This window comes from Streptomyces jeddahensis (genome assembly GCF_001642995.1).
Classification (GTDB): Bacteria; Actinomycetota; Actinomycetes; order Streptomycetales; family Streptomycetaceae; genus Streptomyces; species Streptomyces jeddahensis.
Genome location: NZ_LOHS01000101.1, coordinates 16,291 through 43,284 on the forward strand (window position 1 = coordinate 16,291; position 26,994 = coordinate 43,284).

The 26,994-nt window shown below is 68.2% G+C and carries 20 protein-coding genes; 11 read left to right on the top strand and 9 right to left on the bottom strand.

Annotation, left to right across the window (positions count from 1 at the left end; all coding sequences use genetic code 11):
- Nucleotides 1-10: 10 nt before the first annotated feature.
- Together STSP_RS23590 and dnaB are read right to left on the bottom strand one after the other, a co-directional pair.
- Nucleotides 11-1,399 carry a serine hydrolase domain-containing protein gene (locus STSP_RS23590; RefSeq protein WP_067281701.1) on the bottom strand — a complete coding sequence of 463 codons (1,389 nt, stop codon included), beginning with the start codon at nucleotides 1,397-1,399 and terminating at the stop codon, nucleotides 11-13.
- A 152-nt stretch (nucleotides 1,400-1,551) separates the two neighbouring features.
- The gene (dnaB, locus tag STSP_RS23595) at nucleotides 1,552-3,030 is read right to left on the bottom strand and encodes a replicative DNA helicase (protein ID WP_067281704.1); all 1,479 of its coding nucleotides are present in this window, start codon (nucleotides 3,028-3,030) and stop codon (nucleotides 1,552-1,554) included.
- A 459-nt stretch (nucleotides 3,031-3,489) separates the two neighbouring features.
- On the opposite strand from dnaB, the gene STSP_RS23600 reads away from it, so the two are divergent.
- Nucleotides 3,490-4,827, top strand: a complete 1,338-nt coding sequence (locus STSP_RS23600) for an MATE family efflux transporter (RefSeq protein ID WP_067281707.1) — start codon at nucleotides 3,490-3,492, stop codon at nucleotides 4,825-4,827.
- A 182-nt stretch (nucleotides 4,828-5,009) separates the two neighbouring features.
- Here the strand turns inward: STSP_RS23600 and rplI are convergent, their stop codons facing one another.
- From rplI to rpsF, 4 genes are all read right to left on the bottom strand, one after another.
- Complete coding sequence (gene rplI, locus STSP_RS23605; RefSeq protein ID WP_067281711.1) at nucleotides 5,010-5,456, bottom strand: 50S ribosomal protein L9; 447 nt, start codon at nucleotides 5,454-5,456, stop codon at nucleotides 5,010-5,012.
- Nucleotides 5,457-5,474: 18 nt separating this feature from the next.
- Nucleotides 5,475-5,711: a 30S ribosomal protein S18 gene (gene rpsR, locus STSP_RS23610; protein ID WP_003949403.1), complete on the bottom strand. Its 237-nt coding sequence runs from the start codon at nucleotides 5,709-5,711 to the stop codon at nucleotides 5,475-5,477.
- A 57-nt stretch (nucleotides 5,712-5,768) separates the two neighbouring features.
- Nucleotides 5,769-6,344, bottom strand: a complete 576-nt coding sequence (locus STSP_RS23615; RefSeq protein WP_067281713.1) for a single-stranded DNA-binding protein — start codon at nucleotides 6,342-6,344, stop codon at nucleotides 5,769-5,771.
- Nucleotides 6,345-6,421: 77 nt separating this feature from the next.
- The gene (gene rpsF / locus STSP_RS23620; RefSeq protein ID WP_009189556.1) at nucleotides 6,422-6,712 is read right to left on the bottom strand and encodes a 30S ribosomal protein S6; all 291 of its coding nucleotides are present in this window, start codon (nucleotides 6,710-6,712) and stop codon (nucleotides 6,422-6,424) included.
- A gap of 316 nt (nucleotides 6,713-7,028) precedes the next feature.
- Between rpsF and STSP_RS23625 the strand changes: the two genes are divergently transcribed.
- The 3 genes from STSP_RS23625 to STSP_RS23635 all read left to right on the top strand — a co-directional run bounded on the left by STSP_RS23625 (nucleotide 7,029) and on the right by STSP_RS23635 (nucleotide 9,910).
- Nucleotides 7,029-7,343, top strand: a complete 315-nt coding sequence (locus STSP_RS23625; RefSeq protein ID WP_067281717.1) for a hypothetical protein — start codon at nucleotides 7,029-7,031, stop codon at nucleotides 7,341-7,343.
- A gap of 325 nt (nucleotides 7,344-7,668) precedes the next feature.
- Nucleotides 7,669-8,790: a peptidoglycan bridge formation glycyltransferase FemX gene (gene femX / locus STSP_RS23630; RefSeq protein WP_067281720.1), complete on the top strand. Its 1,122-nt coding sequence runs from the start codon at nucleotides 7,669-7,671 to the stop codon at nucleotides 8,788-8,790.
- Nucleotides 8,791-8,878: 88 nt separating this feature from the next.
- Complete coding sequence (locus STSP_RS23635) at nucleotides 8,879-9,910, top strand: alanine racemase (RefSeq protein ID WP_067281723.1); 1,032 nt, start codon at nucleotides 8,879-8,881, stop codon at nucleotides 9,908-9,910.
- 136 nt (nucleotides 9,911-10,046) lie between these two features.
- Here STSP_RS23635 and STSP_RS23640 read toward each other — a convergent pair whose 3' ends face one another.
- Nucleotides 10,047-11,567, bottom strand: coding sequence for a glycosyltransferase family 87 protein (locus STSP_RS23640; RefSeq protein WP_067281852.1), 1,521 nt, complete (start codon nucleotides 11,565-11,567; stop codon nucleotides 10,047-10,049).
- 99 nt (nucleotides 11,568-11,666) lie between these two features.
- Entirely contained in the window at nucleotides 11,667-14,348 is a 2,682-nt protein-coding gene (locus STSP_RS23645) for a transglycosylase domain-containing protein (RefSeq protein WP_067281726.1), read from the bottom strand.
- Nucleotides 14,349-14,719: 371 nt separating this feature from the next.
- Between STSP_RS23645 and STSP_RS23650 the strand changes: the two genes are divergently transcribed.
- The 4 genes from STSP_RS23650 (at nucleotide 14,720) to STSP_RS23665 (ending at nucleotide 18,614) form a co-directional block, all read left to right on the top strand.
- Nucleotides 14,720-15,415 carry a PadR family transcriptional regulator gene (locus STSP_RS23650; protein ID WP_067281729.1) on the top strand — a complete coding sequence of 232 codons (696 nt, stop codon included), beginning with the start codon at nucleotides 14,720-14,722 and terminating at the stop codon, nucleotides 15,413-15,415.
- A gap of 56 nt (nucleotides 15,416-15,471) precedes the next feature.
- A complete protein-coding gene (locus tag STSP_RS23655; RefSeq protein ID WP_067281731.1) occupies nucleotides 15,472-16,554 on the top strand; it encodes an inositol-3-phosphate synthase in 1,083 nt (360 codons plus the stop codon).
- A 119-nt stretch (nucleotides 16,555-16,673) separates the two neighbouring features.
- Nucleotides 16,674-17,966, top strand: a complete 1,293-nt coding sequence (locus tag STSP_RS23660; protein ID WP_067281734.1) for an MFS transporter — start codon at nucleotides 16,674-16,676, stop codon at nucleotides 17,964-17,966.
- Nucleotides 17,967-18,104: 138 nt separating this feature from the next.
- The gene (locus STSP_RS23665; RefSeq protein ID WP_067281736.1) at nucleotides 18,105-18,614 is read left to right on the top strand and encodes an LppU/SCO3897 family protein; all 510 of its coding nucleotides are present in this window, start codon (nucleotides 18,105-18,107) and stop codon (nucleotides 18,612-18,614) included.
- 149 nt (nucleotides 18,615-18,763) lie between these two features.
- On the opposite strand, the gene STSP_RS23670 is transcribed toward STSP_RS23665, so the two are convergent.
- Nucleotides 18,764-20,236 carry a CCA tRNA nucleotidyltransferase gene (locus tag STSP_RS23670; RefSeq protein ID WP_067281739.1) on the bottom strand — a complete coding sequence of 491 codons (1,473 nt, stop codon included), beginning with the start codon at nucleotides 20,234-20,236 and terminating at the stop codon, nucleotides 18,764-18,766.
- 223 nt (nucleotides 20,237-20,459) lie between these two features.
- On the opposite strand from STSP_RS23670, the gene STSP_RS23675 reads away from it, so the two are divergent.
- The 3 genes from STSP_RS23675 (at nucleotide 20,460) to STSP_RS23685 (ending at nucleotide 26,976) form a co-directional block, all read left to right on the top strand.
- Nucleotides 20,460-22,814 carry a DUF6049 family protein gene (locus STSP_RS23675; RefSeq protein WP_067281742.1) on the top strand — a complete coding sequence of 785 codons (2,355 nt, stop codon included), beginning with the start codon at nucleotides 20,460-20,462 and terminating at the stop codon, nucleotides 22,812-22,814.
- Between the two features lie 47 nt (nucleotides 22,815-22,861).
- Nucleotides 22,862-25,120 carry a murein biosynthesis integral membrane protein MurJ gene (murJ, locus tag STSP_RS23680; RefSeq protein WP_067281745.1) on the top strand — a complete coding sequence of 753 codons (2,259 nt, stop codon included), beginning with the start codon at nucleotides 22,862-22,864 and terminating at the stop codon, nucleotides 25,118-25,120.
- Nucleotides 25,121-25,239: 119 nt separating this feature from the next.
- Nucleotides 25,240-26,976, top strand: a complete 1,737-nt coding sequence (locus STSP_RS23685) for a protein kinase family protein (RefSeq protein WP_067281748.1) — start codon at nucleotides 25,240-25,242, stop codon at nucleotides 26,974-26,976.
- The last annotated feature ends 18 nt before the right edge of the window (nucleotides 26,977-26,994 follow it).

Sequence of the window (26,994 nt, forward strand, 5' to 3'; positions counted from 1 at the left end):
CGCGCACCGGTTACTGAGGCAACGCGCGCCAGCGCTCCGGATCAACTCCGCCGGGCACCGAAGCGCCCTCGTCGTACGGCTCGCGCGTAAAGACGAACGACCCCAGGTCCAAGTGGCTCACCGATCCGTCCGGCCGCCGCACTGCCTGCAGGAGCTCCCCCGCGTAATAACCGTCCAGGCCCGTCCAGGTCCCGTCACCGTTCGCCCGGAACCGGGAACGTCGGCCCACTCCGGACAAGGGCCCGAGCTCGACATCCCCGCCGGTTGCCAGTCGTAGGACTGCGGCCTGTGTTCCCCAGTACCAGGGACCCGCCAACTCCAGGACCCCAGAGTCGACTTCGGACAGCGGGCGCCACGGATCTGGAATGCGCGGCTCGGCCTCGGCAACGATGCGTACGAGGTCGCCGGCCACCGTCGTCACGAGCGGGCCTGATGTGGAATTGGCGAGTACGACCGCCGCCAGATCGTCGTCCACGCTGATAGAGAGACCCGCGAGAAAGCCGGGCAGGGAGCCGGAGTGCCCCACCAGGATCCGTCCGTCCCTGTGCTGGATCTGCATGCCAAGGCCGTAGGCACGGCCCTCGGCCACTTCGGCGGACTCGGGTGGAGCCGCGGGCGTCCGCATTTCCAGAACGGAGTCCGCGCGCAGCACCCGCTCATCGCCCTTGGCCAGAAAAACCGCGAAACGCGCCAGGTCCCCGGTGGTCGACCACAGCTGCCCGGCCGGAGCCATGCGCCCCAGGTCCTCCGCAGGCTCGGGCATCATCACATCGGCCCATGGGTGCACCGCCCAGCCACCCGCGTGTGGAGCCGTCGGCTGACCGCTCGTCCGGTGCAGACCGAGCGGCTCGAGGACCTCCCGGCGCAACACGTCCTCCCATGGCGCTCCCCGCACCTCCTCGACCAGCGAACCGAGCAGCGCATAGCCGGGGTTGGAGTAGTGGTGGCGCTGGCCGGAGGGGTGCTTGAAGGGCTGTTCGCCGAGTACGTCCGAAAGCTCGGGCCTCAGGGAGCCCGGCGTGCGCTCCCACCAGGGACCGGGCGTCTCGGCGGCCAACCCGCCCGTATGTGCGAGTAGTTCGCGGACCGTCACGTGCCCTGCGCCCGTGCCGGGCAGATGTTTCTCCAGTGGGTCTCCGAGATCGAGTACACCCTCGTCACGCAACCGCATGACCAGCACAGCGGTGAACGTCTTGGTGATCGAACCGATGCGGTACTGGACGTTGTCGTCCGGGGCGTGCCCGTCCACGCAGGAGCGGGACCCGCTCCATACCATCCCGCCGCCCCGCACGACCGCTGCCACCAGCGAGGGCGTCCGTCCCTCGGCCTGAGCTGTGGCAATACGGTGCAGCAGCGCGCGACGCGTGGCCGGCAGGAGTTCTCCATGGGGTGGTGTCATGACACACAGTCCACCCGCACAGCCACGACACGTCGAGCGATTTCCGCAGGGCCCTGGGGACATGCCGCCGGGGACCGGAGCGGATCAGGCGTGTGGATGGACCAGGCCTGTGGACGGATCAGGTCTGTGAGCGGATCGGGTCTGTGAGCGGATCAGGTCTGGGCCATATCCACAAACCGCGAATAGTGGCCCTGGAAGGCGACCGTGATCGTCGCCGTCGGGCCGTTTCGGTGCTTCGCCACGATGAGATCGGCTTCGCCTGCGCGGGGCGACTCCTTCTCGTAGGCGTCCTCGCGGTGGAGCAGGATGACCATGTCGGCGTCCTGCTCGATGGAGCCGGACTCACGCAGGTCCGAGACCATCGGCTTCTTGTCGGTGCGCTGTTCGGGACCACGGTTCAACTGGGAGAGCGCGATGACCGGGATCTCGAGCTCCTTGGCCAGCAGCTTCAGGTTTCGGGACATGTCCGAGACCTCTTGCTGACGGCTCTCCGCTCGCTTCGAGCCACCGGACTGCATCAGCTGCAGATAGTCGATGACGACGAGCTTGAGATCATTGCGCTGCTTGAGACGGCGGCACTTGGCGCGAATCTCCATCATCGACAGGTTCGGCGAGTCGTCGATGTAGAGCGGCGCCGCCGATACATCCGGCATCCGGCGCGCCAGCCTCGTCCAGTCCTCGTCCGTCATCGTGCCCGACCGCATGTGGTGCAGCGCCACGCGCGCCTCCGCGGACAGCAGACGCATCGCGATCTCGTTCCGCCCCATTTCCAGGGAGAAGATCACGCTGGGCAGGTTGTGCTTGATGGAGGCGGCGCGCGCGAAGTCCAGGGCGAGCGTCGACTTTCCCATGGCGGGACGGGCGGCGATGACGATCATCTGGCCGGGGTGCAGGCCGTTCGTCAGGGAGTCGAAGTCCGTGAAGCCCGTCGGGACACCGGTCATCTCGCCGCTGCGCGAACCGATCGCCTCGATCTCGTCGAGCGCGCCCTCCATGATGTCGCTGAGCGGCAGGTAGTCCTCGCTGGTGCGCTGCTCGGTGACGGCGTAGATCTCTGCCTGGGCACTGTTGACGATCTCGTCGACGTCGCCGTCGGCCGCGTATCCCATCTGGGTGATGCGCGTGCCCGCCTCCACAAGGCGGCGCAGGACCGCGCGTTCGTGGACGATCTCCGCGTAGTACTCGGCGTTCGCGGCCGTGGGGACGGTCTGGACGAGGGAGTGGAGATACGGGGCGCCGCCGACCTTGGTGATCTCGCCGCGCTTGGTGAGCTCCGCGGCCACCGTGATGGGGTCCGCAGGCTCGCCCTTCGCATAGAGGTCGAGGATCGCCTGATAGATCGTCTCGTGTGCAGGCCGGTAGAAGTCGTGGCCCTTGAGCACCTCGATGACATCGGCGATGGCGTCCTTCGACAGCAGCATGCCGCCCAGGACCGACTGCTCGGCGTCGAGATCCTGCGGCGGTACGCGCTCGAAGGAGGAGCCGCCGCCGTCCCATGAGCCGCCCTCGCGGCCGCGGTCGTGCTGCTCGTCGCGGGTTCGGCCGGGCTCGCGGCGCGGGCGGGAGACAGGCAGACGGTCCCCTGGCCCGCTGTCGGCCCAGGGTTCGTCCAAGGGCTCGGAAATACTCACCGGGCCACCTCCTGCCGTGCTCCGCGCGGACATGCCGCGCCCCTCTTTCTACGGCACGGCACTGACAAAACGAGAGGCCCTCATCCGCTTCTGACGGGTCGGTGTCTGCGACGTTGACGAAGCCGCGGAACGGGTTGGGCGCCGGACCACGGTAGGCCCCTCGGCACCGTCAGCCAATCTGGTTATCCACAGGCTCTGTGGATGACAGCGCCGATGCTGTGGAGAACCTCGCCAAACCTGTGCACGACCCGGTGGACAGGGCTGTGAACAAGCCCTCAACCCCACCAGAAAACTGCCCTTGACCTGCAATTTTCCCGTCCACCGGCTGTGCAGAAGAAAAACTTCCCCCATCGGCCGAAGAACTCTGCGACCGGTACATGACCGAGCGTCAACCCGACCCCTAGGTAAGGGACACAACCGCATTGCATCACTTACCTGTGGACGATTACATTGGTGCCCATGACACAGGCTTCCGCGGCGGCCAGGGTCGCCCGACGCCGGCACGATCGAGAGATCATCGCGCTGGCTGTCCCGGCCTTCGGCGCACTCGTCGCCGAGCCTCTCTTCGTGCTGACCGACAGCGCGATCATCGGGCATCTCGGCACCGCCCAGCTGGCCGGTCTCGGCGTCGCCTCGGCCCTCCTGATGACGGCCGTGAGCGTGTTCGTCTTCCTCGCCTACGCCACCACGGCCGCCGTCGCCCGCAGGGTCGGTGCCGGAGATCTGCAGGCAGCCATCCGCCAGGGCATGGACGGCATCTGGCTGGCCCTGCTGCTCGGCGCCGCTGTCGTCACCGTCGTGCTGCCCACGGCCCCGGCCCTCGTAGAGGTCTTCGGGGCCTCCGACACCGCCGCTCCCCACGCGACCACCTATCTGCGGATCTCCGCGCTCGGTATCCCGGCCATGCTCGTCGTACTCGCCGCCACCGGCGTGCTGCGCGGCCTGCAGGACACGAGGACACCGCTCTACGTGGCGATCGCGGGCTTCGTCGCCAACGCCGGCCTCAACGCGGGACTCGTCTACGGCGCCGGCCTCGGCATCGCCGGTTCGGCGTGGGGCACGGTCATCGCCCAGTGCGGCATGGCCGCCGCGTATCTCCTCGTCGTCGTCCGTGGTGCCAGGCGGCACGGCGCGTCGCTGAAGCCCGACGCCGCCGGTATACGAGCCTGTGCACAGGCCGGAGCGCCGCTGCTGGTCCGCACACTCTCGCTGCGGGCCATTCTCATGATTGCCACCGCGGTGGCCGCCCGTCTCGGCGATGCCGACATGGCCGCCCACCAGATCATTCTGTCGTTGTGGAATCTGCTGGCCTTCGCGCTCGACGCGATCGCCATCGCGGGTCAGGCCATCATCGGTCGCTACCTCGGGGCCGGGGACGCCCAGGGAGCACGTGAAGCCTGCCGCCGGATGGTGCAGTGGGGCATCGCCGCCGGAATCGTGCTGGGCCTGCTGGTGATCGTCACACGGCCGCTGTTCATCCCGCTCTTCACCGGTGACTCGGTCGTCCAGAACACGGCACTGCCTGCCCTCGTCGTGGTGTCCGTGTCCCAACCGATCTCGGGCGTCGTCTTCATCCTCGACGGGGTGCTGATGGGCGCCGGGGACGGGCCGTATCTGGCATGGGCCATGCTGCTGACCCTCGCCGTCTTCACTCCCGTGGCACTCCTGGTCCCTGTCCTTGGCGGGGGACTCACCGCCCTGTGGGCTGCGATGACGCTGATGATGACGGTGCGGATGCTGACCTTGTGGCAGCGCTCCCGCTCGGGCCGCTGGATCGTCACAGGGGCCACGCGCTGATACGGCGCGCCGCGTGCCGCGTGCCGCGTGCCGCGTGCCGCGTGCCGCAACCAGGGGTCGACCGTTTCACGTGAAACACGCGAAAACCACTGCCAGCAGCACGACTTGCGGAGATATCTCGCAATCAGAAGGGCCGCACCCGAGGGGTGCGGCCCTTCTCTCAGCTCTGCCGAGCGGAGCGCTTACGCAGCGACGACCTCGATGTTGACCTTGGCGGCAACCTCGGGGTGCAGACGCACGGACGTCGCGTGGGCGCCCAGGGTCTTGATCGGCGCACCCAGCTCGATGCGGCGCTTGTCGACCTCGGGGCCACCGGCGGCCTTGATCGCCGAGGCGATGTCGGCCGGGGTGACGGAGCCGAAGAGACGACCGGCGTCGCCGGAGCGGACGGCCAGGCGGACCTTGACGCCCTCGAGCCGGGCCTTGATCTCGTTGGCCTGCTCGATGGTCGCGATCTCGTGGATCTTGCGAGCACGACGGATCTGCTCGACGTCCTTCTCGCCACCCTTGGTCCAGCGAATCGCGAAGTTCCGCGGGATCAGGTAGTTGCGAGCGTAACCGTCCTTGACGTCGACGACGTCGCCCGCGGTACCGAGGCCGGTGACCTCGTGGGTAAGGATGATCTTCATGTGTCGGTCACCCTTCCCTTATCGCGCGGTGGAGGTGTAGGGCAGCAGCGCCATCTCACGGCTGTTCTTGACGGCCGTGGCGACGTCACGCTGGTGCTGCGTGCAGTTGCCGGTCACGCGGCGGGCACGGATCTTGCCGCGGTCGGAAATGAACTTCCGCAGCATGTTCGTGTCCTTGTAGTCCACGTACGTGACCTTGTCCTTACAGAAAGCGCAGACCTTCTTCTTCGGCTTGCGCACAGGCGGCTTCGCCATGGTGTTTCTCCTGTGTGATCAAGAAGTTTGGGTACGGCCCGCCCCTGGCCCGAGGGCCTAGAAGGGGGGCTCGTCCGAGTAGCCGCCGCCGGAGCCGCCGCCCCAGCCACCGCCGCCCTGCTGACCGCCGCCGGCCGGCGCACCGGTCGCCCAGGGGTCGTCGGCGGGAGCGCCGCCGCCCTGCTGCTGACCGCCGCCGGGGCCACCGCCCCAGCCGCCGCCCTGCTGGCCGCCACCGCCGTAGCCACCCTGGCCCTGGCCACCGCGGCCGGAGGTCTTGGTGACCTTGGCCGTGGCGTTGCGCAGGCTCGCGCCGACCTCGTCGACGTCGAGTTCGTAGACCGTGCGCTTGACGCCCTCACGGTCCTCGTAGGACCGCTGCTTCAGTCGGCCCTGCACGATGACGCGCATGCCTCGCTGGAGCGACTCGGCGACGTTCTCCGCCGCCTGACGCCAGACCGAGCAGGTCAGGAAGAGGCTCTCGCCGTCCTTCCACTCGTTCGTCTGGCGGTCGAAGGTGCGGGGAGTGGACGCGACACGGAACTTCGCGACGGCCGCACCGGACGGGGTGAAGCGCAGCTCGGGGTCATCGACGAGATTGCCGATGACCGTGATGACGGTCTCGCCTGCCATGGGTGAACCTCTCGGCGGGTTTGCTGCTGGCTGCTTGTGCTGCTACTCGTTGCCCGAGATCAGCTGAGCTGGAGAGCTCAGTGGGTCTCGGGGCGGAGGACCTTGGTCCGGAGGACCGACTCGTTCAGGTTCATCTGGCGGTCGAGCTCCTTGACGACCGCAGGCTCGGCCTGCAGGTCGATGACCGAGTAGATGCCCTCGGGCTTCTTCTTGATCTCGTACGCGAGACGACGACGGCCCCAGGTGTCGACCTTCTCGACCTTTCCGCCACCGTCACGGACGACAGAAAGGAAGTTCTCGATCAGCGGGGAGACAGAGCGCTCCTCGAGATCGGGGTCGAGGATGACCATCACCTCGTAGTGACGCATGTGGAACCCACCTCCTTTGGACTCAGCGGCCACGGTCGTTCCGTGGCAGGAGGGTTGTGATGCGTGCGCAACGGTATCGGCTGCCACTGACAACGCCCCCCACGGCATCGCTGCCGCAGGGGCGCCGCTCGTGGAATTCCCGGCCGTGACCTGGACAGGGTCCTGATCTGGGCATGGCTGAGCAGACACCGGTGCAGAGGGTACAGACTACCCGCACACCGGCTTCCGGTTGAAATCCGGCGGCGAAGCCCGGCAATCTGTACACATCGGGTGTGTATGGCGCTACGATGCGCCGCCTTCCGCAGGAGGTGCCCCTATGGCACAGGCAGTACGACCCCACTCCGCGACCTCCCTCTTCGCCACGGACGGCAAGCCCCACCCTCGCCAGGACGCCCTGGCCGCCGTGACGCTGGTCCTGGGCGCCATCGCCTTCATCACGGCGATGTTCCACAGCCTGCATCTGATCAGCTCGTGGGCCGGGCTGGTGGGGATCATCACGGGCGCCTACGGCCAGTTCATCTCGGAGACGACGCGCGAGCGCTTCGGTCTCGTCCTGGGCCTGGGTGCCTCGGCGATCGGATTCTTCCTGGGCATGGCGCACGGCGGCCTGTTCGGCGGAGTTCTCGGCTGAGGCCGTTCGATACCCGGCTGAAGCCGGTCAGTACTCGGCTGCGGCCGGTCAATACGAGCCAATACTGAGCCCAATCGGCAGCCGATCGCGATCGGTGCCCGACTGAGACCGATCGGATTCTCTACCGATTCCGAACGGTCCCCGACTGAGCCCGATCGAGTTCTCGGCTGGGAGCCGATTGACGGTCTGAAACACCCCGGTCGGGTGCCGGCCGGGGCCAAGTTCCGTACGCCCAGACAGGGCGCTCGAACGGCGCAGTAGGCTTCGGCGCGAGAGCCGGAGCCCCTGTACCCATGGGGACACACCAGCCCGAGGAGCGCCCCGAATGAGCCTGACCCTGAGGACCATCAGCCGAGAGCAGCATCTGGCGTACATCCAGAGTCTGCCCGCGGCGAGCCACATGCAGGTCCCGGCGTGGGCCGATGTCAAGGCGGAGTGGCGGTCCGAGAACCTGGGCTGGTTCGACGAGCGTACGGGTGAGCTCGTGGGCGCCGGTCTCGTCCTGTACCGGCAGCTGCCCAAGATCAAGCGGTATTTGGCGTATATGCCCGAGGGTCCGGTCATCAACTGGTTCGCGCCGAATCTCGACGACTGGCTGCAGCCGATGCTGGCGCACCTCAAGCAGCAGGGGGCCTTCTCCGTGAAGATGGGCCCGCCGGTGATCATCCGGCGCTGGGAGGCCGCGTCCATCAAGAAGGGCATCCAGGACCCGGACGTGAAGCGCCTGCGCGACATCGAGGCGGACTTCATCGAGCCGCGCGCCTTCGAGGTCGCGGACCGCCTGCGCCGTATGGGCTGGCAGCAGGGCGAGGACGGCGGCGCGGGTTTCGGCGACGTACAGCCGCGCTATGTCTTCCAGGTGCCGCTGGCGGGCCGCTCCCTCGAGGACGTACACAAGGGCTTCAACCAGCTGTGGCGGCGCAACATCAAGAAGGCGGAGAAGGCCGGCGTCGAGGTGGTCCAGGGCGGCTACCAGGACCTCGCCGAGTGGCAGCGGCTGTACGAGATCACCGCCGTGCGCGACCACTTCCGGCCGCGTCCGCTGTCGTACTTCCAGCGCATGTGGACGGCCCTCAACACCGAGGACCCCAACCGCATGCGGCTGTACTTCGCCCGGCACAACGGCGTGAACCTGTCCGCGGCGACGATGCTGGTCGTCGGCGGCCACGTCTGGTACTCGTACGGCGCATCGGACAACATCGGCCGTGAGTTCCGGCCCTCGAACGCGATGCAGTGGCGGATGCTGCGCGATGCCTACGCCCTGGGCGCCACCGTCTACGACCTGCGCGGTATCAGCGACTCGCTGGACGAGTCCGACCACCTCTTCGGCCTCATCCAGTTCAAGGTGGGCACGGGCGGGCAGGCCGCCGAATACCTCGGCGAGTGGGACTTCCCGCTCAACAAGCTGCTCCACAAGGCACTCGACATCTACATGTCGCGCCGCTGACCTCTGACCGTTTCCCCTCGCTCTCCTGAGACACCGCAGCTCATACCCTGATACACCGCACATCACGAGAAAGGTTCGGGGACCGGCCATGGCGCTCACGCTCTACGTCGACACCGCGCGCTGGCGGGCACACCACAAGCACGTGCACGAGCAGTTCCCGGGGCTGGTCCCGGTCTGCAAGGGCAACGGCTACGGCTTCGGTCATGAGCGGCTGGCCGAGGAGGCCACGCGCTTCGGCTCCGACATGCTCGCCGTCGGCACCACCTACGAAGCCGCCCGGATCAAGGACTGGTTCAGCGGTGATCTGCTGGTGCTGACGCCGTTCCGCCGGGGCGAGGAGCCCGTTCCGCTGCCGGACCGTGTCGTCCGCTCCGTCTCCTCGGTCGACGGGGTGCACGGTCTGGTCGGCGCCCGCGTCGTCATAGAGGTCATGTCCTCGATGAAGCGGCACGGCGTGACCGAGCAGGAACTGCCCCTGCTGCATGCGGCCATCGAGGACGTACGCCTCGAGGGGTTCGCGATCCATCTGCCGCTGGACCGCACCGACGGCTCGGACGCCGTCGAGGAGGTCATAGGCTGGATGGACCGCCTGCGCGCGGCCCGGCTGCCGCTGCACACCATGTTCGTCAGCCACCTCAAGGCCGACGAACTCGCCCGCCTGCAGCAGCAGTTCCCGCAGACCCGCTTCCGTGCGCGGATCGGTACGCGGCTGTGGCTGGGCGACCACGAGGCGACCGAGTACCGCGGCGCGGTCCTCGACGTCACGCGCGTCGCCAAGGGCGACCGCTTCGGCTACCGGCAGCAGAAGGCCGCCTCCGACGGCTACTTGGTCGTGGTGGCGGGCGGTACGTCGCACGGTGTGGGCCTGGAGGCCCCGAAGGCGCTGCACGGCGTCATGCCGCGCGCCAAGGGCGTGGCCCGCGCGGGCCTCGCCACCGTCAACCGCAATCTGTCGCCCTTCGTCTGGGCGGGCAAGCAGCGCTGGTTCGCGGAGCCGCCGCACATGCAGGTGTCGATCCTGTTCGTGCCGTCGGATGCGCCGGAGCCCACGGTGGGCGATGAGCTGGTGGCTCATCTCCGGCATACGACCACGCAGTTCGACCGCCTCGTCGACCGGTAGCGACTGATAGCGACCGGACCGTACGAGCGTACGCAGGGCCTCACACAGCACTTCACTGAGCCGGAAGGGGCGGTCCCTTCCGGCTCAGTCGTGTGCTCTTCCCGTGTGCTCTTCCGAGGCTCTTACGAGGCGGGGCTCACTCCCGGGCGGCGGTCGGCGGCATCCCGTCCGCATCCCTGCCCCACTGGACGTGGTGGCCTTCGACGTGCGCGGCATGCCGTGGCGGATGAGCCGCGTAGCCGAGTACGAAGACGTCCTCGGCCCTGTCCAGGACACCGCCTGAGGGATCGTCGTCGCCGGACCGCCGCACCACGTCGCGCTCGGGCATGAGGACGTCGCGGACGACGACGGCACACAGGTACAGCGTCCCCAGGAGGTGGGCTGCGATGGCCAGGTGATAGCCGTCCTGCGGCAGTCCCTTGTGGGCGTCGCCGCTGGTCGTGTAGGCGAGGTACATCCAGATGCCCAGGTAGTACGCGACCTCGCAGGCCTGCCAGATCAGGAAGTCACGCCAGCGCGGACGGGCCAGGGCGGCGAGCGGGATCAGCCACAGCACGTACTGCGGTGAGTAGACCTTGTTGGTGAGGATGAAGGCGGCCACCACCAGGAAGGCGAGCTGGGCGAAGCGCGGGCGGCGTGGCGCGGTCAGGGTCAGGGCGCCGATGCCCGCGCAGGCGACGATCATGAGCGCCGTGGCGAGTGTGTTGACCGTGTCGGTGCTCAGCGGGCTGTCCGACCGCTGGGAAAGGATCAGCCAGAAGGAGCCGAAGTCGACGCCTCGTTCCTGGCTGAACGTGTAGAACTTCGACCAGCCTTCCGTGGCGAGGATCATCACGGGGAGGTTCACGACGAGCCAGGCGCCCGCCGCACCGAGCACGGCAGTCCCGTACGCACGCCACTTTCCGGCGCGCCAGCACAGGACGAGCAGCGGGCCCAGCAGCAGGACGGGGTAGAGCTTGGCGGCCGTGGCCAGGCCGAGCAGCACGCCGAAGGCCAGGGCCCGGCCCCGCGACCACATGAGCATCGCGGCGGCGGTGAGCGCCACAGCGAGCAGATCCCAGTTGATGGTGGCCGTCAGGGCGAGGGCGGGTGCCAGAGCGACGAGGAGGCCGTCCCAAGGGCGGCGCCGGTGGGTACGAGTCACGCATACGGCGATGACCGCGGCGCACACCATCAGCATCCCGGCGTTGACCATCCAGTAGATCTGCTCCTGGCGCTGGATAGTTCCGCTGCCGGGGGTCAGCCAGGCCGCGACCTCCATGAACACTCCGGTCAGCACGGGGTACTCGAGGTACTCCATATCGCCCGAGAGCTTGTCGAAGTACGGTACGAGGCCGTCGGCGAAGCCGCGTCCCTGGTAGAGGTGCGGAATGTCGGAGTAGCAGGCGTGCGTGTACTGCGAGCTGGCGCCGTAGAACCAGGCGCCGTCGTAGCAGGGCAGTTTCTGCACCATGCCGAGCGCGAACATGCCGATCATGACGAGCGTGATGACGCGCACGGGAGTCCACCAGCTGGTCCCGGTCATCGCCCGTCGTCCGAGGGGGCCGCCGATCAGCTCACTGCCGGCCGCGGCGACCTTGTCCTCCCTGGTCGGCCGCACCGGTTCCGGCTCGTGCACGCTCGAGCGCGCCGTCTCTGCACTGGGCATGCCGCACATACTGCCGTACACGCCTGAGAATGCGGCGAGGGCCGCCACACCGGTCGGGTGCGGCGGCCCTCGTTTCACGTGAAACACGCACGCTCAGGGCGCGAGGGGTTACCCCGCCGGGCCTCCGAAGAAGCCTCCGTTGCCGTTTCCATTGCCGTTGCCATTGCCGCCGGTATCGGAGCTGGTCGATGGCGTCGGCGTTGTACCGCCGGTACTTCCGTCGGTCGTGCCGCCGTCCGATGTGCCGCCGTCCGTGGTGCCGCCGGTGTCATTGCACGTCGGATCCCAGATGCTGCAGTTATTGCCGTTGCCATTCGTCCTCGACGGGCTTGGGCTGGGGGCGGACACCGAGGGTGTCGGCGCCGTGCTCGCGCTGGGGTCCGTGGTGGGAGAGGCGCTGGCGGTCGGGGACGGGCTTGCGCCGATGATCTCGCCGATCTTCTCGGCCTCCGGGAAGGGCTTGGGGGTGACGCCCTTCATCGCCTCGGCCATGTAGTCCTTCCAGACCTGGGCCGGGATGTCGCCACCGTGGATGGACTCCACACCGCCGGTGCCGTTCATGGACAGCAGCTTGCCCTTGTCCGGGTCGGTCCTGAACAGGGTGACGGCCGTGGACAGCTCCCTGGTGTATCCGACGAACCACGCCGACTTGTTCTTGTCGGTCGTACCGGTCTTGCCGGCCACCGGGAACCCGATGTCCGCGATCTTCTTACCGGTGCCGTTCTGGACCACGTTCTCCAGGACGTCCGTCACGTTGTTGGCGACGTTCTCGTCCATCGCCTTCTTCCGCTTCGGGGGATCGAACCCTGGGACCGGCTTGCCGTCCTTTTCCACCTTGGTGACCGAGAACGGCTCGTAGTGCGTGCCCGACGCCGCGAAGGTGGCGTACGCGTCAGCCATGCGGATGGCACTGGGCGTCGACGTGCCGAGCGAGAAGGAGACGTTGCGCAGGTTCCCCTTGTCGAAGGACTCCGGCAGGATGCCCATCGCCTCCGCGGTCTTCCGGGTGTTGGCGAGGCCCACGTCGACGCCCAGCTGGGCGAACGGCGTGTTGATCGACTGCTCCATGGCCTTCCTGAGAGTCACCATGCCCCACCGCGTGGTGCCCTCGTTCTTCTGCCGGAACGGCTTGCCGTTGGACCCCATGATCGGGTCACCGTTCTGGTCCTTGATCACCAGGAGGTCGTTGCCGTTGTACCGGGACATCGGGGAAAGAGGCTCCCCGTCGGTCTTGTAGGTCCCGTACTCCATCGCGGAGGCCAGCACGATCGGCTTCCAGGTCGAGCCGACCGGCACACCGGTCGTGTTGGCGTTGTTGGAGTAGTGGCCCTTGTCCATGCCCTCCCCGCCGTAGAGCGCGACGATCGCACCGTTCTCCGGATCGACCGACGCTGCGCCGAACTGGACGTACTTGTCCTTGGCGCGTTCCTTGGGCTTCAGGAAGCTCTTCTGCGTCTTCTTGACGGCTGCCTCGAGCTCCTCGACCTTCTTCTTGTCGAAGGTGGTGTAGATCCGGTAGCCGCCCCGGTCCAATTCCTCGGGCGTCAGTTCAAGCTTCTTCGCGACGTACTCCTTGGCGATGTCGACGAGGTAGCCGGTCTGTCCGGACAGTGACGAGGTCCGCTTCTTGAGCTTGGGGAAGCTGCCGACCGCCTCCCGCTCAGCCTTGGTCATGTTCCCGACCTCGACCTCGCGGTCCAGGATCCAGTTCCAGCGTTGTTTGGCCCGCTCGGTGTTGGCCGCGGGCGTGGCGTTCGCCCCCACACCCCCGTCGGGGTTGTACAGGTTCGGCCCCTTGAGGACGGCTGCGAGAAAGACGCACTGCTCAGTGGTGAGGTCCTTGGAGTCCTTGCCGAAGTAGGCCTGGGCCGCCGCCTGGATCCCGTAGGAGTCGCGGCCGTAGTAGGCGGTGTTCAGGTAGCCGGCGAGGATCTCGTCCTTGCTCAGCTTGGAGTTCACCTTGATCGAGATGAAGAGCTCCTTGAACTTCCGCGTGAGTGTCTGATCCTGGCTCAGATACGTGTTCTTCACGAACTGCTGCGTGATAGTCGAACCACCCTGCGTGTCGCCGCCCCGAGCCATGTTGAACAGGGCACGGGCGATACCCATCGGATCGACACCCTTGTCCTTGTAGAAGGTGGCGTTCTCAGCGGAGATCACCGCTTCCTGCATGGCCTTGGGGATGTCCTTGAACTCCACGTTCTGCCGGTTCGTGTCACCGGTCGCGGCCATCTGGGTCTTGTTGTCGGACCAGTAGAAGACGTTGTTCTCGGCCGTGGCCGCCGCGTTCTTCGCGCTCGGGACCCCCACCATGGCGTACCCGATCCCCGCCGCGATCAGCAGACCGCCGAAGAAGGCGACGAGCGTCCCGGTCACCTGCCGCCACGACGGCACCCAGCGCGCCGCCCCGTACTTGCCCGCGCGCGGGTAGTCGATGAACCGCTTCTTCGCCGGTGCGGGGCGCCTGCCGCGCCCGGGGGGCCCGCCCGGGCCGCCGGGAGCGCCTCGCCGGCCTCCGCCGGCGCCGCGGCCACCGCGGCCGGCTCCGTCGGGGGCGGCCCTGCGGCGGCCGCCGCCACCGGCCCGCTGTGCCGCACGGCGGGCTTCGGCGCGGCCGCCGTACGGCCTTTCCTCTCCGCCGGCACCTCCGGGGCCGTATCCATCGGAGGGAGATCCGGTGGCGCCTCGCGGTGCTGCGCGGCGGCCGGATGACGAGCCGGACAGGCCGCGTCGGGCCGCGGCACGTCCGCCGCCCTGTGGCTGCGGCGGTTTGCGACGGTGCTCGCTCATCGAACGACTACTCCTCGGGCAGGCGCTCTCGCGCCTGGAAACGGCGGCTGGTTTCCGGTTCCCCCCGACATACGGATGAGCCCATGGCGGCACTCACCCGCACTACACCAAGGACTGAGGACGTTCTCGGACGTCACTTGGTTCCCGGTGGACTGCATGGCGCACAGACTACGCACCGCCAAAACCCACGTAGGCAGAACTTCATCCCAAATCAGGCAACTTGCTTCCTGCGAATCGGTGATGTGACGCCGTTCACCATGACCCCCCTTGTCGCATCCGGAGGGCCGTTCTATCGTCGTGATGTATCGAGTCGATACATCAGCACGGCATAAAGACCCGTATCCGCGCACCGATGCAGTCAGGAGGCGACGATGAGCCGGCGTTCCGGCATCCTCGAGTTCGCCGTACTCGGCCTGCTTCGCGAGTCGCCCATGCACGGCTACGAGCTGCGCAAACGGCTCAACACGTCGCTGGGCGTCTTCCGCGCCTTCAGCTACGGGTCGCTCTACCCCTGCCTTAAGACCCTGGTTGCCAACGGCTGGTTGATCGAGGAGCCGGGCAGCACACCCGAGGACGTCCTCGCCGCTCCTCTGGCAGGGCGCCGCGCCAAGATCGTCTACCGGTTGACGGCGGCAGGTAAGGAGCACTTCGAGGAGCTGCTCTCGCAGACGGGCCCCGATGCGTACGAGGACGAGCACTTCGCTGCCCGCTTCGCGTTCTTCGGCCAGACGTCGCGGGACGTGCGCATGCGCGTACTCGAAGGGCGCCGCAGCCGGCTGGAAGAGCGTCTGGAGAAGATGCGCGCCTCCCTGGCCCGCACCAGGGAGCGCCTGGACGACTACACGCTTGAGCTCCAGCGCCACGGGATGGAGTCCGTGGAGCGCGAAGTGCGCTGGCTGAACGAGCTCATCGAGAGCGAGCGAGCGGGGCGGGACCAGCGGCGGTCCACCGACGCCTCCTCCCCCTCGGGGGACGCGGCTCGACACGACACATCGGGGGCGTCGGGCGGCCTGCCCCGGCACCGGGACTCCACCGGGCCGGATCCGTCCGACGGCACCGCCACATGAGGCCGGCATCTCCGCAGGCCTCATCCGGAACACCGAGAACACAGGGAGCAACCGGAATGGGTTCGGTTCGCGTAGCGGTCGTCGGCGTGGGCAACTGCGCCGCGTCGCTGGTACAGGGCGTCGAGTACTACAAGGACGCCGACCCGGACAGCAAGGTCCCGGGTCTCATGCACGTCCAGTTCGGCGACTACCACGTGCGGGACATCGAGTTCGTCGCCGCCTTCGACGTGGACGCCAAGAAGGTGGGCCTGGACCTCGCCGACGCCATCGGCGCCAGCGAGAACAACACCATCAAGATCTGCGACGTGCCGACCACCGGCGTGACCGTCCAGCGCGGCCACACCCTGGACGGTCTCGGCAAGTACTACCGCGAGACGATCGAGGAGTCCTCCGAGGCCCCAGTCGACGTCGTCCAGGTGCTCAAGGACAAGCAGGTCGACGTTCTGGTCTGCTACCTCCCGGTGGGTTCCGAGGACGCGGCGAAGTTCTACGCCCAGTGCGCCATCGACGCCAAGGTCGCCTTCGTCAACGCCCTCCCGGTCTTCATCGCCGGTACGAAGGAGTGGGCGGACAAGTTCACCGAGGCCGGTGTGCCGATCGTCGGTGACGACATCAAGTCGCAGGTCGGCGCCACCATCACGCACCGCGTCATGGCGAAGCTGTTCGAGGACCGGGGCGTCATCCTGGACCGCACGATGCAGCTGAACGTCGGCGGCAACATGGACTTCAAGAACATGCTCGAGCGCGACCGCCTCGAGTCGAAGAAGATCTCCAAGACGCAGGCCGTCACCTCCCAGATCCCCGACCGGGACCTCGGCGAGAAGAACGTCCACATCGGCCCGTCGGACTACGTGGCCTGGCTCGACGACCGCAAGTGGGCGTACGTCCGCCTCGAGGGCCGTGCCTTCGGCGACGTCCCGCTGAACCTCGAGTACAAGCTCGAGGTGTGGGACTCCCCGAACTCGGCGGGTGTCATCATCGACGCCCTGCGCGCCGCGAAGATCGCCAAGGACCGCGGCATCGGCGGCCCCATCCTCTCCGCGTCCTCGTACTTCATGAAGTCCCCGCCGGTCCAGTACTTCGACGACCAGGCCCGCGAGAACGTCGAGAAGTTCATCAAGGGCGAGGTCGAGCGCTAAGCACGACCCCGCACCGGCGAGACGGGCTCCACGCGCCGGCGTGGCTCGTCCGTCGTGCGACCGTCGAGGGTCCCCGGGCAATCGGCCCGGGGACCCTCCTCGTATGTGAGGCTGTGCCCATGGCTGTGGTGCGTGACCTGCGCGTCCTCCTGCGCTTCGGGAACTTTCGGCGCCTGCTCGCCGTGCGGCTGCTGTCGCAGGGTGCCGACGGCGTGTACCAGGTCGCGCTCGCCACCTACGTCGTCTTCTCGCCGGAGAAGCCGGCGTCCCCGGCGGCGATCGCCTCTGCGATGGCGGTGCTGCTCCTGCCGTACTCGCTCGTCGGGCCCTTCGCGGGCGTGCTGCTGGACCGCTGGCGGCGTCGCCAGGTTCTCCTGTACGGGAGTCTGCTGCGGGCGTTTCTGGCCACTGTGACGGCCGTGCTGATGGTGAGCAGCGTTCCGGAGTGGCTCTTCTACGCTTCCGCCCTGTGTGTCACCGCCGTCAACCGCTTTGTCCTGGCGGGGCTTTCGGCCGCGCTGCCGCGTGTCGTCGACGCCGACCGCCTGGTGATGGCCAACTCCCTCTCGCCCACGGCCGGGACCCTCGCCGCAACCGCGGGCGGTGGTCTCGCCTTCCTTGTGCGTCTGGTGGTCTCGGACTCCGACACGGCGGTCGTCCTGACCGGAGCGGGGCTCTACCTGTGCGCGGGGCTGGCCTCGCTGCGGCTGGCGCGCGAACTGCTCGGCCCCGATCCGGCATTGGTACAGCCGCGGCTGTGGGCCGCAGTGGCAGGCACGGCGCGCGGGCTGGCTGCGGGGATACGGCATCTGGTCGCACGGCCGGTGGCGGTACGCGCCCTGGCCGCGATGACGCTGATGCGGTTCTGCTACGGCGCGCTGACGGTGATGGTGCTGATGCTGTGCCGTTATGCGTGGTCCTCGGAAACCAGTGGGTCTGATGGGGCTGGTGACTCTGTAGGGGCGCAAGGTGGGCTGGCCCTGCTGGGTCTCGCCGTGCTGATGTCGGGAGCCGGGTTCTTTGCGGCGGCCGTGGTGACGCCTTATGCGGCCGGGCGGTTGGGCCCGGGCGGCTGGATCGCCGCGTGCGCGGGTGCGGCTGCGGTGCTGGAGCCTGCGCTGGGGCTGCCGTTCGCTCCCGCGCCCATGATGGCCGCGGCGTTTGTGCTGGGTCTGACGACCCAGGGCGCGAAGATCGCCACGGACACGCTCGTACAGTCCTCGATCGATGACGGCTTCAGAGGGCGGATCTTCTCGGTGTACGACGTGCTGTTCAATGTCGCGTTCGTCGGAGCCGCAGGAGTAGCCGCCCTGATGCTGCCTCCTGACGGGCGGTCGGTTCCGCTGGTGATCACGGTGGCCGTCATCTACGCGGTGATTGCTGCTGCTATGGCCCGCTTTGAGCGCCAGTAAGTGTCACATCAATGCCACAGTGCATCTCTGAGCTTCAGAGTTGTCAGTGGGGCCCAGTAGCTTACGGGCGTCTTATGTACGCCCTTACGGGGCGTCTTATTCGCGCCTGTGTGCGCCTAGTTCGAGGGGGACCCCCAAGTGACCACTCCGCCGCCCCAGGGCCAGAACCCGTTCGCTCAGGGTCAGCAGCCCTATGGCCAGCCACAGGGCGGGAACCCCTACGCCCAGCAGGCCGCGCCGCAGCCGGGCCAGCCCGGCGTTCCGCCGCAGCCCAGCCCGCACTTCGAGGCACCTGCCCCGGCCCCCCAGCAGCCGCGCCGGGGCATCCGGCAGTACCTCCGCATCGGCGGGTTCATCGTCGCCGCCATCGTGGTCGCCGGCGGCTGGTGGGCCAGCCAGGACGACGCGCAGACGGCCGCCGTGGGCAGCTGCATGCACCGCGGCAGCTCCGACGACAACAACCCGGACCTCGAGGTCGTCGAGTGCAGCGACGCCAAGGCCCAGTACAAGGTGCTGGCCAAGATCGAGGGCTCTTTCAGCAGCCTGACGGCCGACAAGAAGTGCTCGGAAGAGGCCTCGGACTTCCAGTACGCCTACACGGAGACCGGCGGTGACAAGAGCTTCCTGCTCTGCCTGAAGGACAAGTAGAGCCTCGACAAGAAGAGGGCTCTGCCGAGCGTAGATCCGCGTGAGGGGCAGTGTTTCACGTGAAACACCGCCCCTCACGCGTACTCGGACTCGACCTTCGGCGTCATGTTTCACGTGAAACATGACGCCGGGCGTATCCGCGCTTCGGCTCAGCCCTGCGGCTGCGTCGCCCACCACTCCTTGAGCGCCGACACCGCCGCGTCGTACTCCATCGGCCCGTTCTCCAGACGTAGCTCCAGCAGAAACTTGTACGCCTGACCGACGACCGGGCCGGGGCCGACGCCCAGGATCTCCATGATCTGGTTACCGTCGAGGTCCGGCCTGATCGCGTCCAGCTCCTCCTGCTCCTGCAGGCGGGCGATGCGCTCCTCCAAGCCGTCGTAGGCGCGCGACAGCGCGCTCGCCTTCCGCTTGTTGCGTGTAGTGCAGTCCGAGCGGGTCAGCTTGTGCAGCCGGTCCAGCATGGGCCCCGCGTCGCGTACGTAACGCCGCACCGCGGAGTCCGTCCATTCGCCGGTGCCGTATCCGTGGAAGCGCAGGTGCAGTTCGACCAGACGTGAGACGTCCTTCACGAGCTCATTGGAGTACTTGAGCGCCGCCATCCGCTTCTTGGTCATCTTGGCTCCCACCACCTCGTGGTGGTGGAAGGAGACCCGGCCGTCCTTCTCGAAGCGGCGGGTCCTCGGCTTTCCGATGTCGTGCAGCAGGGCGGCGAGCCTGAGCGTCAGGTCGGGACCGCTCTCCTCCAGCTCCATGGCCTGCTCCAGCACGATGAGCGTGTGCTCGTACACGTCCTTGTGCCGGTGGTGCTCGTCGCGCTCCAGTCGCAGCGCAGGGAGTTCGGGCAGCACGTGATCGGCCAGACCCGTGCCCACAAGGAGCGCGAGCCCCTTGCGGGGATACGGGGAGAGGATCAGCTTGTTGAGCTCGTCCCGTACCCGCTCCGCCGAGACGATCTCGATGCGCTCGGCCATCGCCTTCATCGCGGCGACCACCTCGGGCGCGACCTCGAAGTCGAGCTGCGCGGCAAACCGTGCCGCGCGCATCATCCGCAGCGGGTCGTCGGAGAAGGACTCCTCCGGAGTGCTCGGAGTGCGCAGCACACGCTCGGCGAGGTCCTGCAGGCCGCCGTACGGATCGATGAACTCCTTCTGCGGCAGGGCCACAGCCATCGCGTTGACGGTGAAGTCCCGCCGGACGAGATCGTCCTCGATGGAGTCGCCGTAGGAGACCTCGGGCTTGCGCGAGGTCCGGTCGTACGACTCCGAGCGGTAGGTGGTCACCTCGATCTGGAAGTTCTGCTCGGAATCTCCCACGCGGGCGCTCTTCTGGCAGCCCACCGTGCCGAAGGCGATCCCGACCTCCCACACGGCGTCGGCCCACGGCCGCACGATCTTCAGCACGTCCTCGGGGCGGGCGTCCGTCGTGAAGTCCAGGTCATTGCCGAGTCGGCCCAGCAGTGCATCCCTGACCGAGCCTCCGACCAGGGCGAGAGTGAACCCGGCCTCCTGGAATCGACGGGCAAGATCGTCTGCGACAGGTGACACCCGCAACAGTTCGCTGACCGCGCGGTGCTGCACCTGACTCAGGGCACTGGAGTTGTCTGCGTTGGCGTTCGGCACAACAGAAAAGGGTACGTGGCCCGGACGCCCGCGGGCGCACTCCTTTCGCCGCCACTGACACGAGGTACCCGCCCTGCGGCTCTCGGTGAGCACCGGTAGTCTGCGCGGTCCCGGTCGTTCGATCTTGCGGAGCGCTCCGAGGCACTTCACAGGAGCGCACATCGTTACCATGCGTGGACGCACATACCGACGACCACTGACGATGACGAGGACGGACGAGCGCGTGGCCGAGGCGGCAGATTTCCCAGGGACCCGTCCCTCACCTGCCCGCCGCTGGCTGCGGCGGGCGGGGGCCATGCTCGTCGCGGTGCCGCTGCTGGCCGGTCTCGTCCAGCTGCCCCAGACGCCCGCCTCGCACGCCGCCACGCACACCTCCACGAAGACCTCCACGACCGAGGCGACCGGCTCGCGCACCGTCGACGTCTCCGTGAACTCGCTCACTCCCACCGCCCCGGGTGAAGACGACACGCTCACCGTCTCCGGCACGGTCACCAACAGCAGTAAGGAAACGGTCACCGGCGCCGAGGTCGCCCTGCGCGTGGGGCCCCTCCTCAACAGCCGTAGCGCCATCGACAACGCCGCGCAGCGCACCGGCTACGTCCCGGGAGCGGACGGCAACCAGATCGGCGGCAAGTACGCCAAGGAATTCGCCAAGCTGGCGCCCGGCGTCTCGCAGAGCTTCAGCATCTCGGTTCCCGTCAAGGACCTGGACCTCGGTGCCGACGGCGTCTATCAGCTCGCCGTCGCGCTCACGGGTCAGACCGCGGCTCAGCCCTGGCAGCAGGTACTCGGCCTGCAGCGGACCTTCCTGCCGTGGCAGCCCGGCGCGACGAACACCAAGACCAAGACGACGTATCTGTGGCCGCTGATCTCTTCCACGCACGTCACCGCGGAGACCGGCTCGGACGAGCAGCAGACGCCCGTCTTCGAAGACGACAGCCTGGCCGAGGAGATCTCCCCGGGCGGCCGGCTGGAGCGCATGGTCGCCCTCGGCGCCGACCTGGACGTGACCTGGGTCATCGACCCGGATCTGCTGGCCTCCGTCGACGCCATGACCAGGAGCTACCGCATCCGGGCAGCCGACGGCACCGGCACCACCGCCGGCAAGAACCAGGCGGTCGCCAAACAGTGGCTCGACGACCTCGAGAAGGCGGTGGCGGACAAGCAGGTCGTCGCGCTGCCCTTCGCAGACCCCGACCTGGCCTCGCTCGCACACAACGGCAAGAACGTCTCAGGCTCCCTGAGCCATCTCAAGGACGCCACGGACGCGGCGGCCATCACCGTGGAGACCGTGCTCCACGTGGAACCGAGCACTGACTTCGCCTGGCCCGTGGAGGGAGCGGTCGACCCGTCGATCGTCGAGGTGGCCACCTCTGCGGGCGCCGACATGGTGATCGCCCGCAGCGACAGCCTGCAGGAGACCGGCGGCCTGACGTACACGCCCAGTGCGGCACGGCCGATCGGCGGCGGCACCACGGCCGTGGTCGCAGACGCCCGCCTGTCGACCGCCTTCGAGGGCGACATGACGAACGCGGAGAAGTCCACGCTCGCCGTCCAGGACTTCCTCGCCCAAAGCCTGATGATCACGCTGCAGAACCCGAACAGGCAGCGCAGCATCGTCGTCGCCCCGCAGCGCATGCCGTCCGCGAGCCAGGCACAGACCATGGCCACGGCACTGACCGCCCTCGACGAGAGCCGCTGGTCCGAGTCCCAGGATCTGTCGGCGGCCGCGAAGGCGAAGCCCGACCCGAACGCCACGACCCGGGTGCCCTCCGCCCAGCAGTACCCGTCGGCTCTGCGTAAGCAGCAACTCCCGCAGTCCGCCTTCGAAGCCATCCGGAAGACGCAGAACGCGCTCGACAGCTTCACCGTGATCCTCACCGACTCCTCCCGCGTCGTCACGCCCTTCGGCCGCGCCATCGACCGGCAGATGTCGACGTCCTGGAGAGGCCGCGCGGCAGAGGCGCAGCAGTTCCGTGAGGGCGTGCAGTCGTATCTCGAGAGCCTCACCCAGCGGGTGAAGCTGGTCGACAAGTCCCCGGCGAAGCTCTCGGGCCGCAGTGCGACGATCCCGGTGACCGTGCAGAACAATCTCGTGCAGGGCGTCGACCATCTCGTGCTGCGCCTCACCTCGACGAAGCCCAGGCGCCTCACGATCGGTGGCGGCGCCTATGAGGAGCATGCGGTCAAGGTGGCCGGCGGGCACATCCAGTCGGTGAAGTTCACCACAACGACCAACGCCAACGGCCCCGTCCCGGTGATCGCCCAGCTGTATACGGAGGACGGCCGGCCGTACGGCGACGAGGTGCGCTTCGACCTGGAGGTCACCGAGGTCCCGCCCTCCGTGATGCTGGTCATCGCGGGTGGTCTGCTGCTGCTCGTGCTCGCGGGCTTCCGGATGTACACGCAGCGCAAGCGTGCGGCCGCCCGGCAGGCAGACGCTCCGGAGCGCGGCTCGGAGCAAGAGTCCGGCGCGGAGAGCGGGGCCGGGGCTCCCGGGCAGCCGAGTGACCCGACACCGGACACCGCACCGGAAAGCACCGACCCGTCCGGCACGGGTGAGAGAGTGGACCGTTGAGCGATGTCGTGGCCGGTGGGCCCGGGGACGATGAGGTGGGGTAGACCATGAACGCGCCGTACGACGGTGACCGTGGCCAGGGCGCGGGCGGTTCCGCATCGTCCGAGGGCATGCCACCCGGCGCTCCCGAGGGGGGCCAGGTGCCGCCGGGGCCTGCCGCCGACATGTACCTCCAGGACGCCTACGCCCAGGATCCGTACCGCGATCAGGACCTCACCGCCCAGGACCCGGTGACGGAGGCGCTCTACGACCGCTCCGCGCACCCTCCGCCGCCTCCCGGCACCTACCAGGAGACACAGCAGCTCTACGCACAGCCGCCCGCCCCGCAGTACGCCCCCGACCCGCGCGTCTGGGCGCAGACGCCGCCGCCCGAGCCCGACGGCCCGAGCCGGCAGCTGCCGTACGGCGACGATGCGCGCACGACCCAGTTCGTCGGCGTCGACGATCTCGTCACCGGGGCCGCCGAGGAGCGCCACGAGCCGGACGCCTTCGCGCATCTCTTCCGGGACCAGAGCGGCCCCGGGGGCCGCTCCCCTGGCGGACCCTCGGCCGTCCCGGCAGCGTCCGCCGGGCTCGCGTCGGAGCCCACCACCGCCGGGCATGTGTCTGAGCCCACCGCGCCCACCGTGCCCGCGCCCGCCCCGGCTCCTGCCCCTGTCTCCGCGCCGAAGAAGACCGGCCGGGCGGCCGGCCTGCTGAAGTCGAGCGCGGTGATGGCGGCGGGCACGATGGTGTCCCGGCTCACCGGCTTCATCCGCTCCGCGCTCATCGTCTCGGCCCTGGGCCTCAGCACTCTCGGCGACTCGTTCCAGGTCGCGTACCAGCTCCCGACGATGATCTACATCCTGACCGTCGGCGGCGGCCTCAACTCCGTCTTCGTGCCGCAGCTCGTACGCGCCATGAAGGACGACGAGGACGGCGGCGAGGCATACGCCAACCGTCTGCTGACCCTCGTCATGGTGGCCCTGGCCGCACTCACCGCACTCGCGATGTTCGCCGCGCCGCTCCTGGTCCGCATGCTGTCGGTGTCCGTCGCCGGCAACGCTGCGGCGAACGAGGTCGCCGTCACCTTCACCCGCTACTTCCTGCCCTCGATCTTCTTCATGGGCATCCACGTGGTGATGGGGCAGATCCTCAACGCCCGCGGCAGGTTCGGCGCGATGATGTGGACCCCGGTCCTGAACAACATCGTCATCATCGTGACGCTCGGCATGTTCCTCTGGGTCTACGGCACCTCCGCGAACTCCCACATGACTGTCGAGACGATCCCGCCGGAGGGCCAGCGGCTCCTCGGCGTCGGCATCCTGCTCGGCCTCGTCATCCAGGCCCTCGCGATGATCCCGTACCTGCGGGAGACCGGATTCAGGCTGCGGCTGCGCTTCGACTGGAAGGGCCACGGCCTCGGCAAGGCCGCGATGCTGGCCAAGTGGACGGTGCTCTTCGTCCTCGCCAACCAGGCGGGCGCCATGATCGTCACTCAGCTGTCCACGGCCGCGGGTATCGACTCCGGGGACAAGGGCACGGGCTTCGCCGCGTACGCCAACGCCCAGCTGATCTGGGGTCTCCCGCAGGCGATCATCACGGTCTCGCTGATGGCCGCGTTGCTGCCGCGGCTCTCGCGCTCGGCCCACGACGGCGACACCGGAGCGGTCCGCGACGACATCTCGCAGGGCCTGCGCACCACGGCCGTCGCGATCGTTCCGATCGCCTTCGGCTTCGTGGCCCTCGGCATCCCGATGTGCACCCTGATGTTCGGCACCTCAGGGGAGGAAGCCGCCACCAACATGGGCTACATGCTGATGGCCTTCGGCCTCGGCCTGATCCCGTTCTCCGTCCAGTACGTCGTGCTGCGCGCCTTCTACGCGTACGAGGACACCCGGACGCCCTTCTACAACACGCTCATCGTGGCCGCCGTCAACGCCGTCGCCTCCTGGTTCTGCTACCTCCTGCTTCCCGCCCGCTGGGCCGTCGTCGGCATGGCCGCCTCGTACGGCCTCGCGTACGCGATCGGCGTGGGCGTCGCCTGGCGGCGGCTGCGGAAGCGCCTGGGCGGCGACCTGGACGGCTCCCACGTCATCCGTACGTATGCCCGGCTCGGTATCGCTTCGCTGCCCGCCGCGGTGCTGGCCGGTGCGGTCTGCTACGGCATCACGCAGGGGCTGGGACAGGGTGTCGCCGGTTCACTGGCCGCCCTTCTCGGCGGCGGAATCGCGCTCCTCGGGGTCTTCTACATCGCCGCACGGCGGATGCGGATCGCGGAGCTCAACTCGATGGTCGGTATGGTGCGCGGACGCCTGGGTCGCTGAACCCCGGGTATGCGCACAACCATCGCCGACCACCGTGTGTCGTGCATAGCGGCGGACTGTGGGCACAATTGGCTTTGGCGTCTGAACAGAGCGCAATGGATGGGGAGGCAGGAACGACGGTGGCGGAACGGAGCACGGCTGCCGTCGACGTGGCAGACAACAGCGGTGACGAGCCGCTGGCCGCCAAGGCGGACGAGGCCACGGCCGACGGGGTGGCCCAGACTGGGGAGCGGGAAACAGCAGGCGATGAGACGGACGAGGCGCGCGGGGACAGCACCCCGGAGGCTGCGCCGGTCCAGGTCTCGCCACCGGAACTGCACAGCGGCCACAAGCTCGCCAGACGCTACCGCCTCGAGGAATGCGTCACCCGTCTGGACGGGTTCAGCAGCTGGCGTGCAGTGGATGAGAAACTGCGCCGTGCCGTAGGCGTGCATCTGCTGCCTGCCGATCATCCGCGGGCCCGGTCCGTGCTGGCCGCGGCCCGTTCGTCCGCCCTGCTGGGCGATCCGCGCTTCGTCCAGGTCCTGGACGCGGTCGAGGAGAACGACCTCGTCTATGTCGTGCACGAGTGGCTGCCGGACGCCACGGAGCTGACGACGCTCCTGGCCGCCGGCCCTCTCGAGGTGCACGACGCGTACCAGCTCGTCCATCAGGTCTCCCAGGCCATGGCCGCAGCGCATCGCGAGGGCCTGGCCCATCTGCGTCTGACGCCGAGCGCGGTGCTGCGCACCTCGTCCGGCCAGTGGCGCATCCGCGGCCTCGCCGTGAACGCCGCCCTGCGCGGCATCAGCTCCGACACCCCCCAGCGCACCGACACCGAGGCCATCGGCGCCCTGCTGTACGCGGCCCTGACCCAGCGCTGGCCGTACGAGCAGGACGCGTTCGGGCTCTCCGGGCTGCCCAAGGCCGTCGGGCTCATCGCCCCGGACCAGGTGCGGGCCGGCGTGCACCGAGGGCTGTCGGAGCTTGCGATGCGCGCTCTGGTCAACGACGGCGCGACGGCGTCACGCCAGGAGCCTCCGTGCACCACGCCGGAGGAGCTGGTGAAGGCGATCGGCGAGATGCCCCGCATCCGGCCGCCGGAGCCGGCGTTCACCGCCCCGCCCGAGTACCAGCGCACGACGTACCAGCAAGGCACGTACGCCCGCGCCCAGGCCGTTCCCGGCGCCACCCGGCCGGTTCCGACACCGCCGCCTCCGCTGCAGAGCCGTACCGGCAAGGCCCTCAAGTGGGCCGTGTCGGCCTTGCTCATCGCGGCGCTCGGCCTCGGCAGCTGGCAGCTCGCGGACGCTCTGATGGACCAGGGCAAGTCCAAGAACCCCGCGCCGTCCCAGACCGGCGGCAGCGACGGCGACGGCGACAAGGGCACGCAGAAGCAGACCGCCGCGCCCCTCACCATCAAGGGGGCGCAGGAATACATCGCCAAGGGCGACGCGCAGAATCCCGAGGATGTCGACAAGACCTATGACGGCGACAGCTCGACGTACTGGCGTACCAAGAGCTTCATAGACGGTCCGGATATGAACCCCGCCTACAAGCCCGGCGTCGGTATCGTCTACGACCTCGGCTCCGAGCAAGCGGTGTCAGCAGCCTCGATAGGACTCAGGTACGCCGGTGACCACACGACGGTCACCCTGTACGCCACCGACTCGATGAGTTCGTCGACATCACTCAGCTCGATGAAGAAGATCGGGACCGTGACGACGAACGGCACCACCGCCAAGGTGACGGTGAACAAGCCGGTGAAGAGCCAGTACGTACTGGTCTGGTTCACCGCACTGCCGAAGGCACCCGGTGATCAGTACAGCGACCCGGGCTACAAGCAGGCCGTCACGGACGTGAAGTTCACGGGCTGAGCACTGCAGTCACCGAGG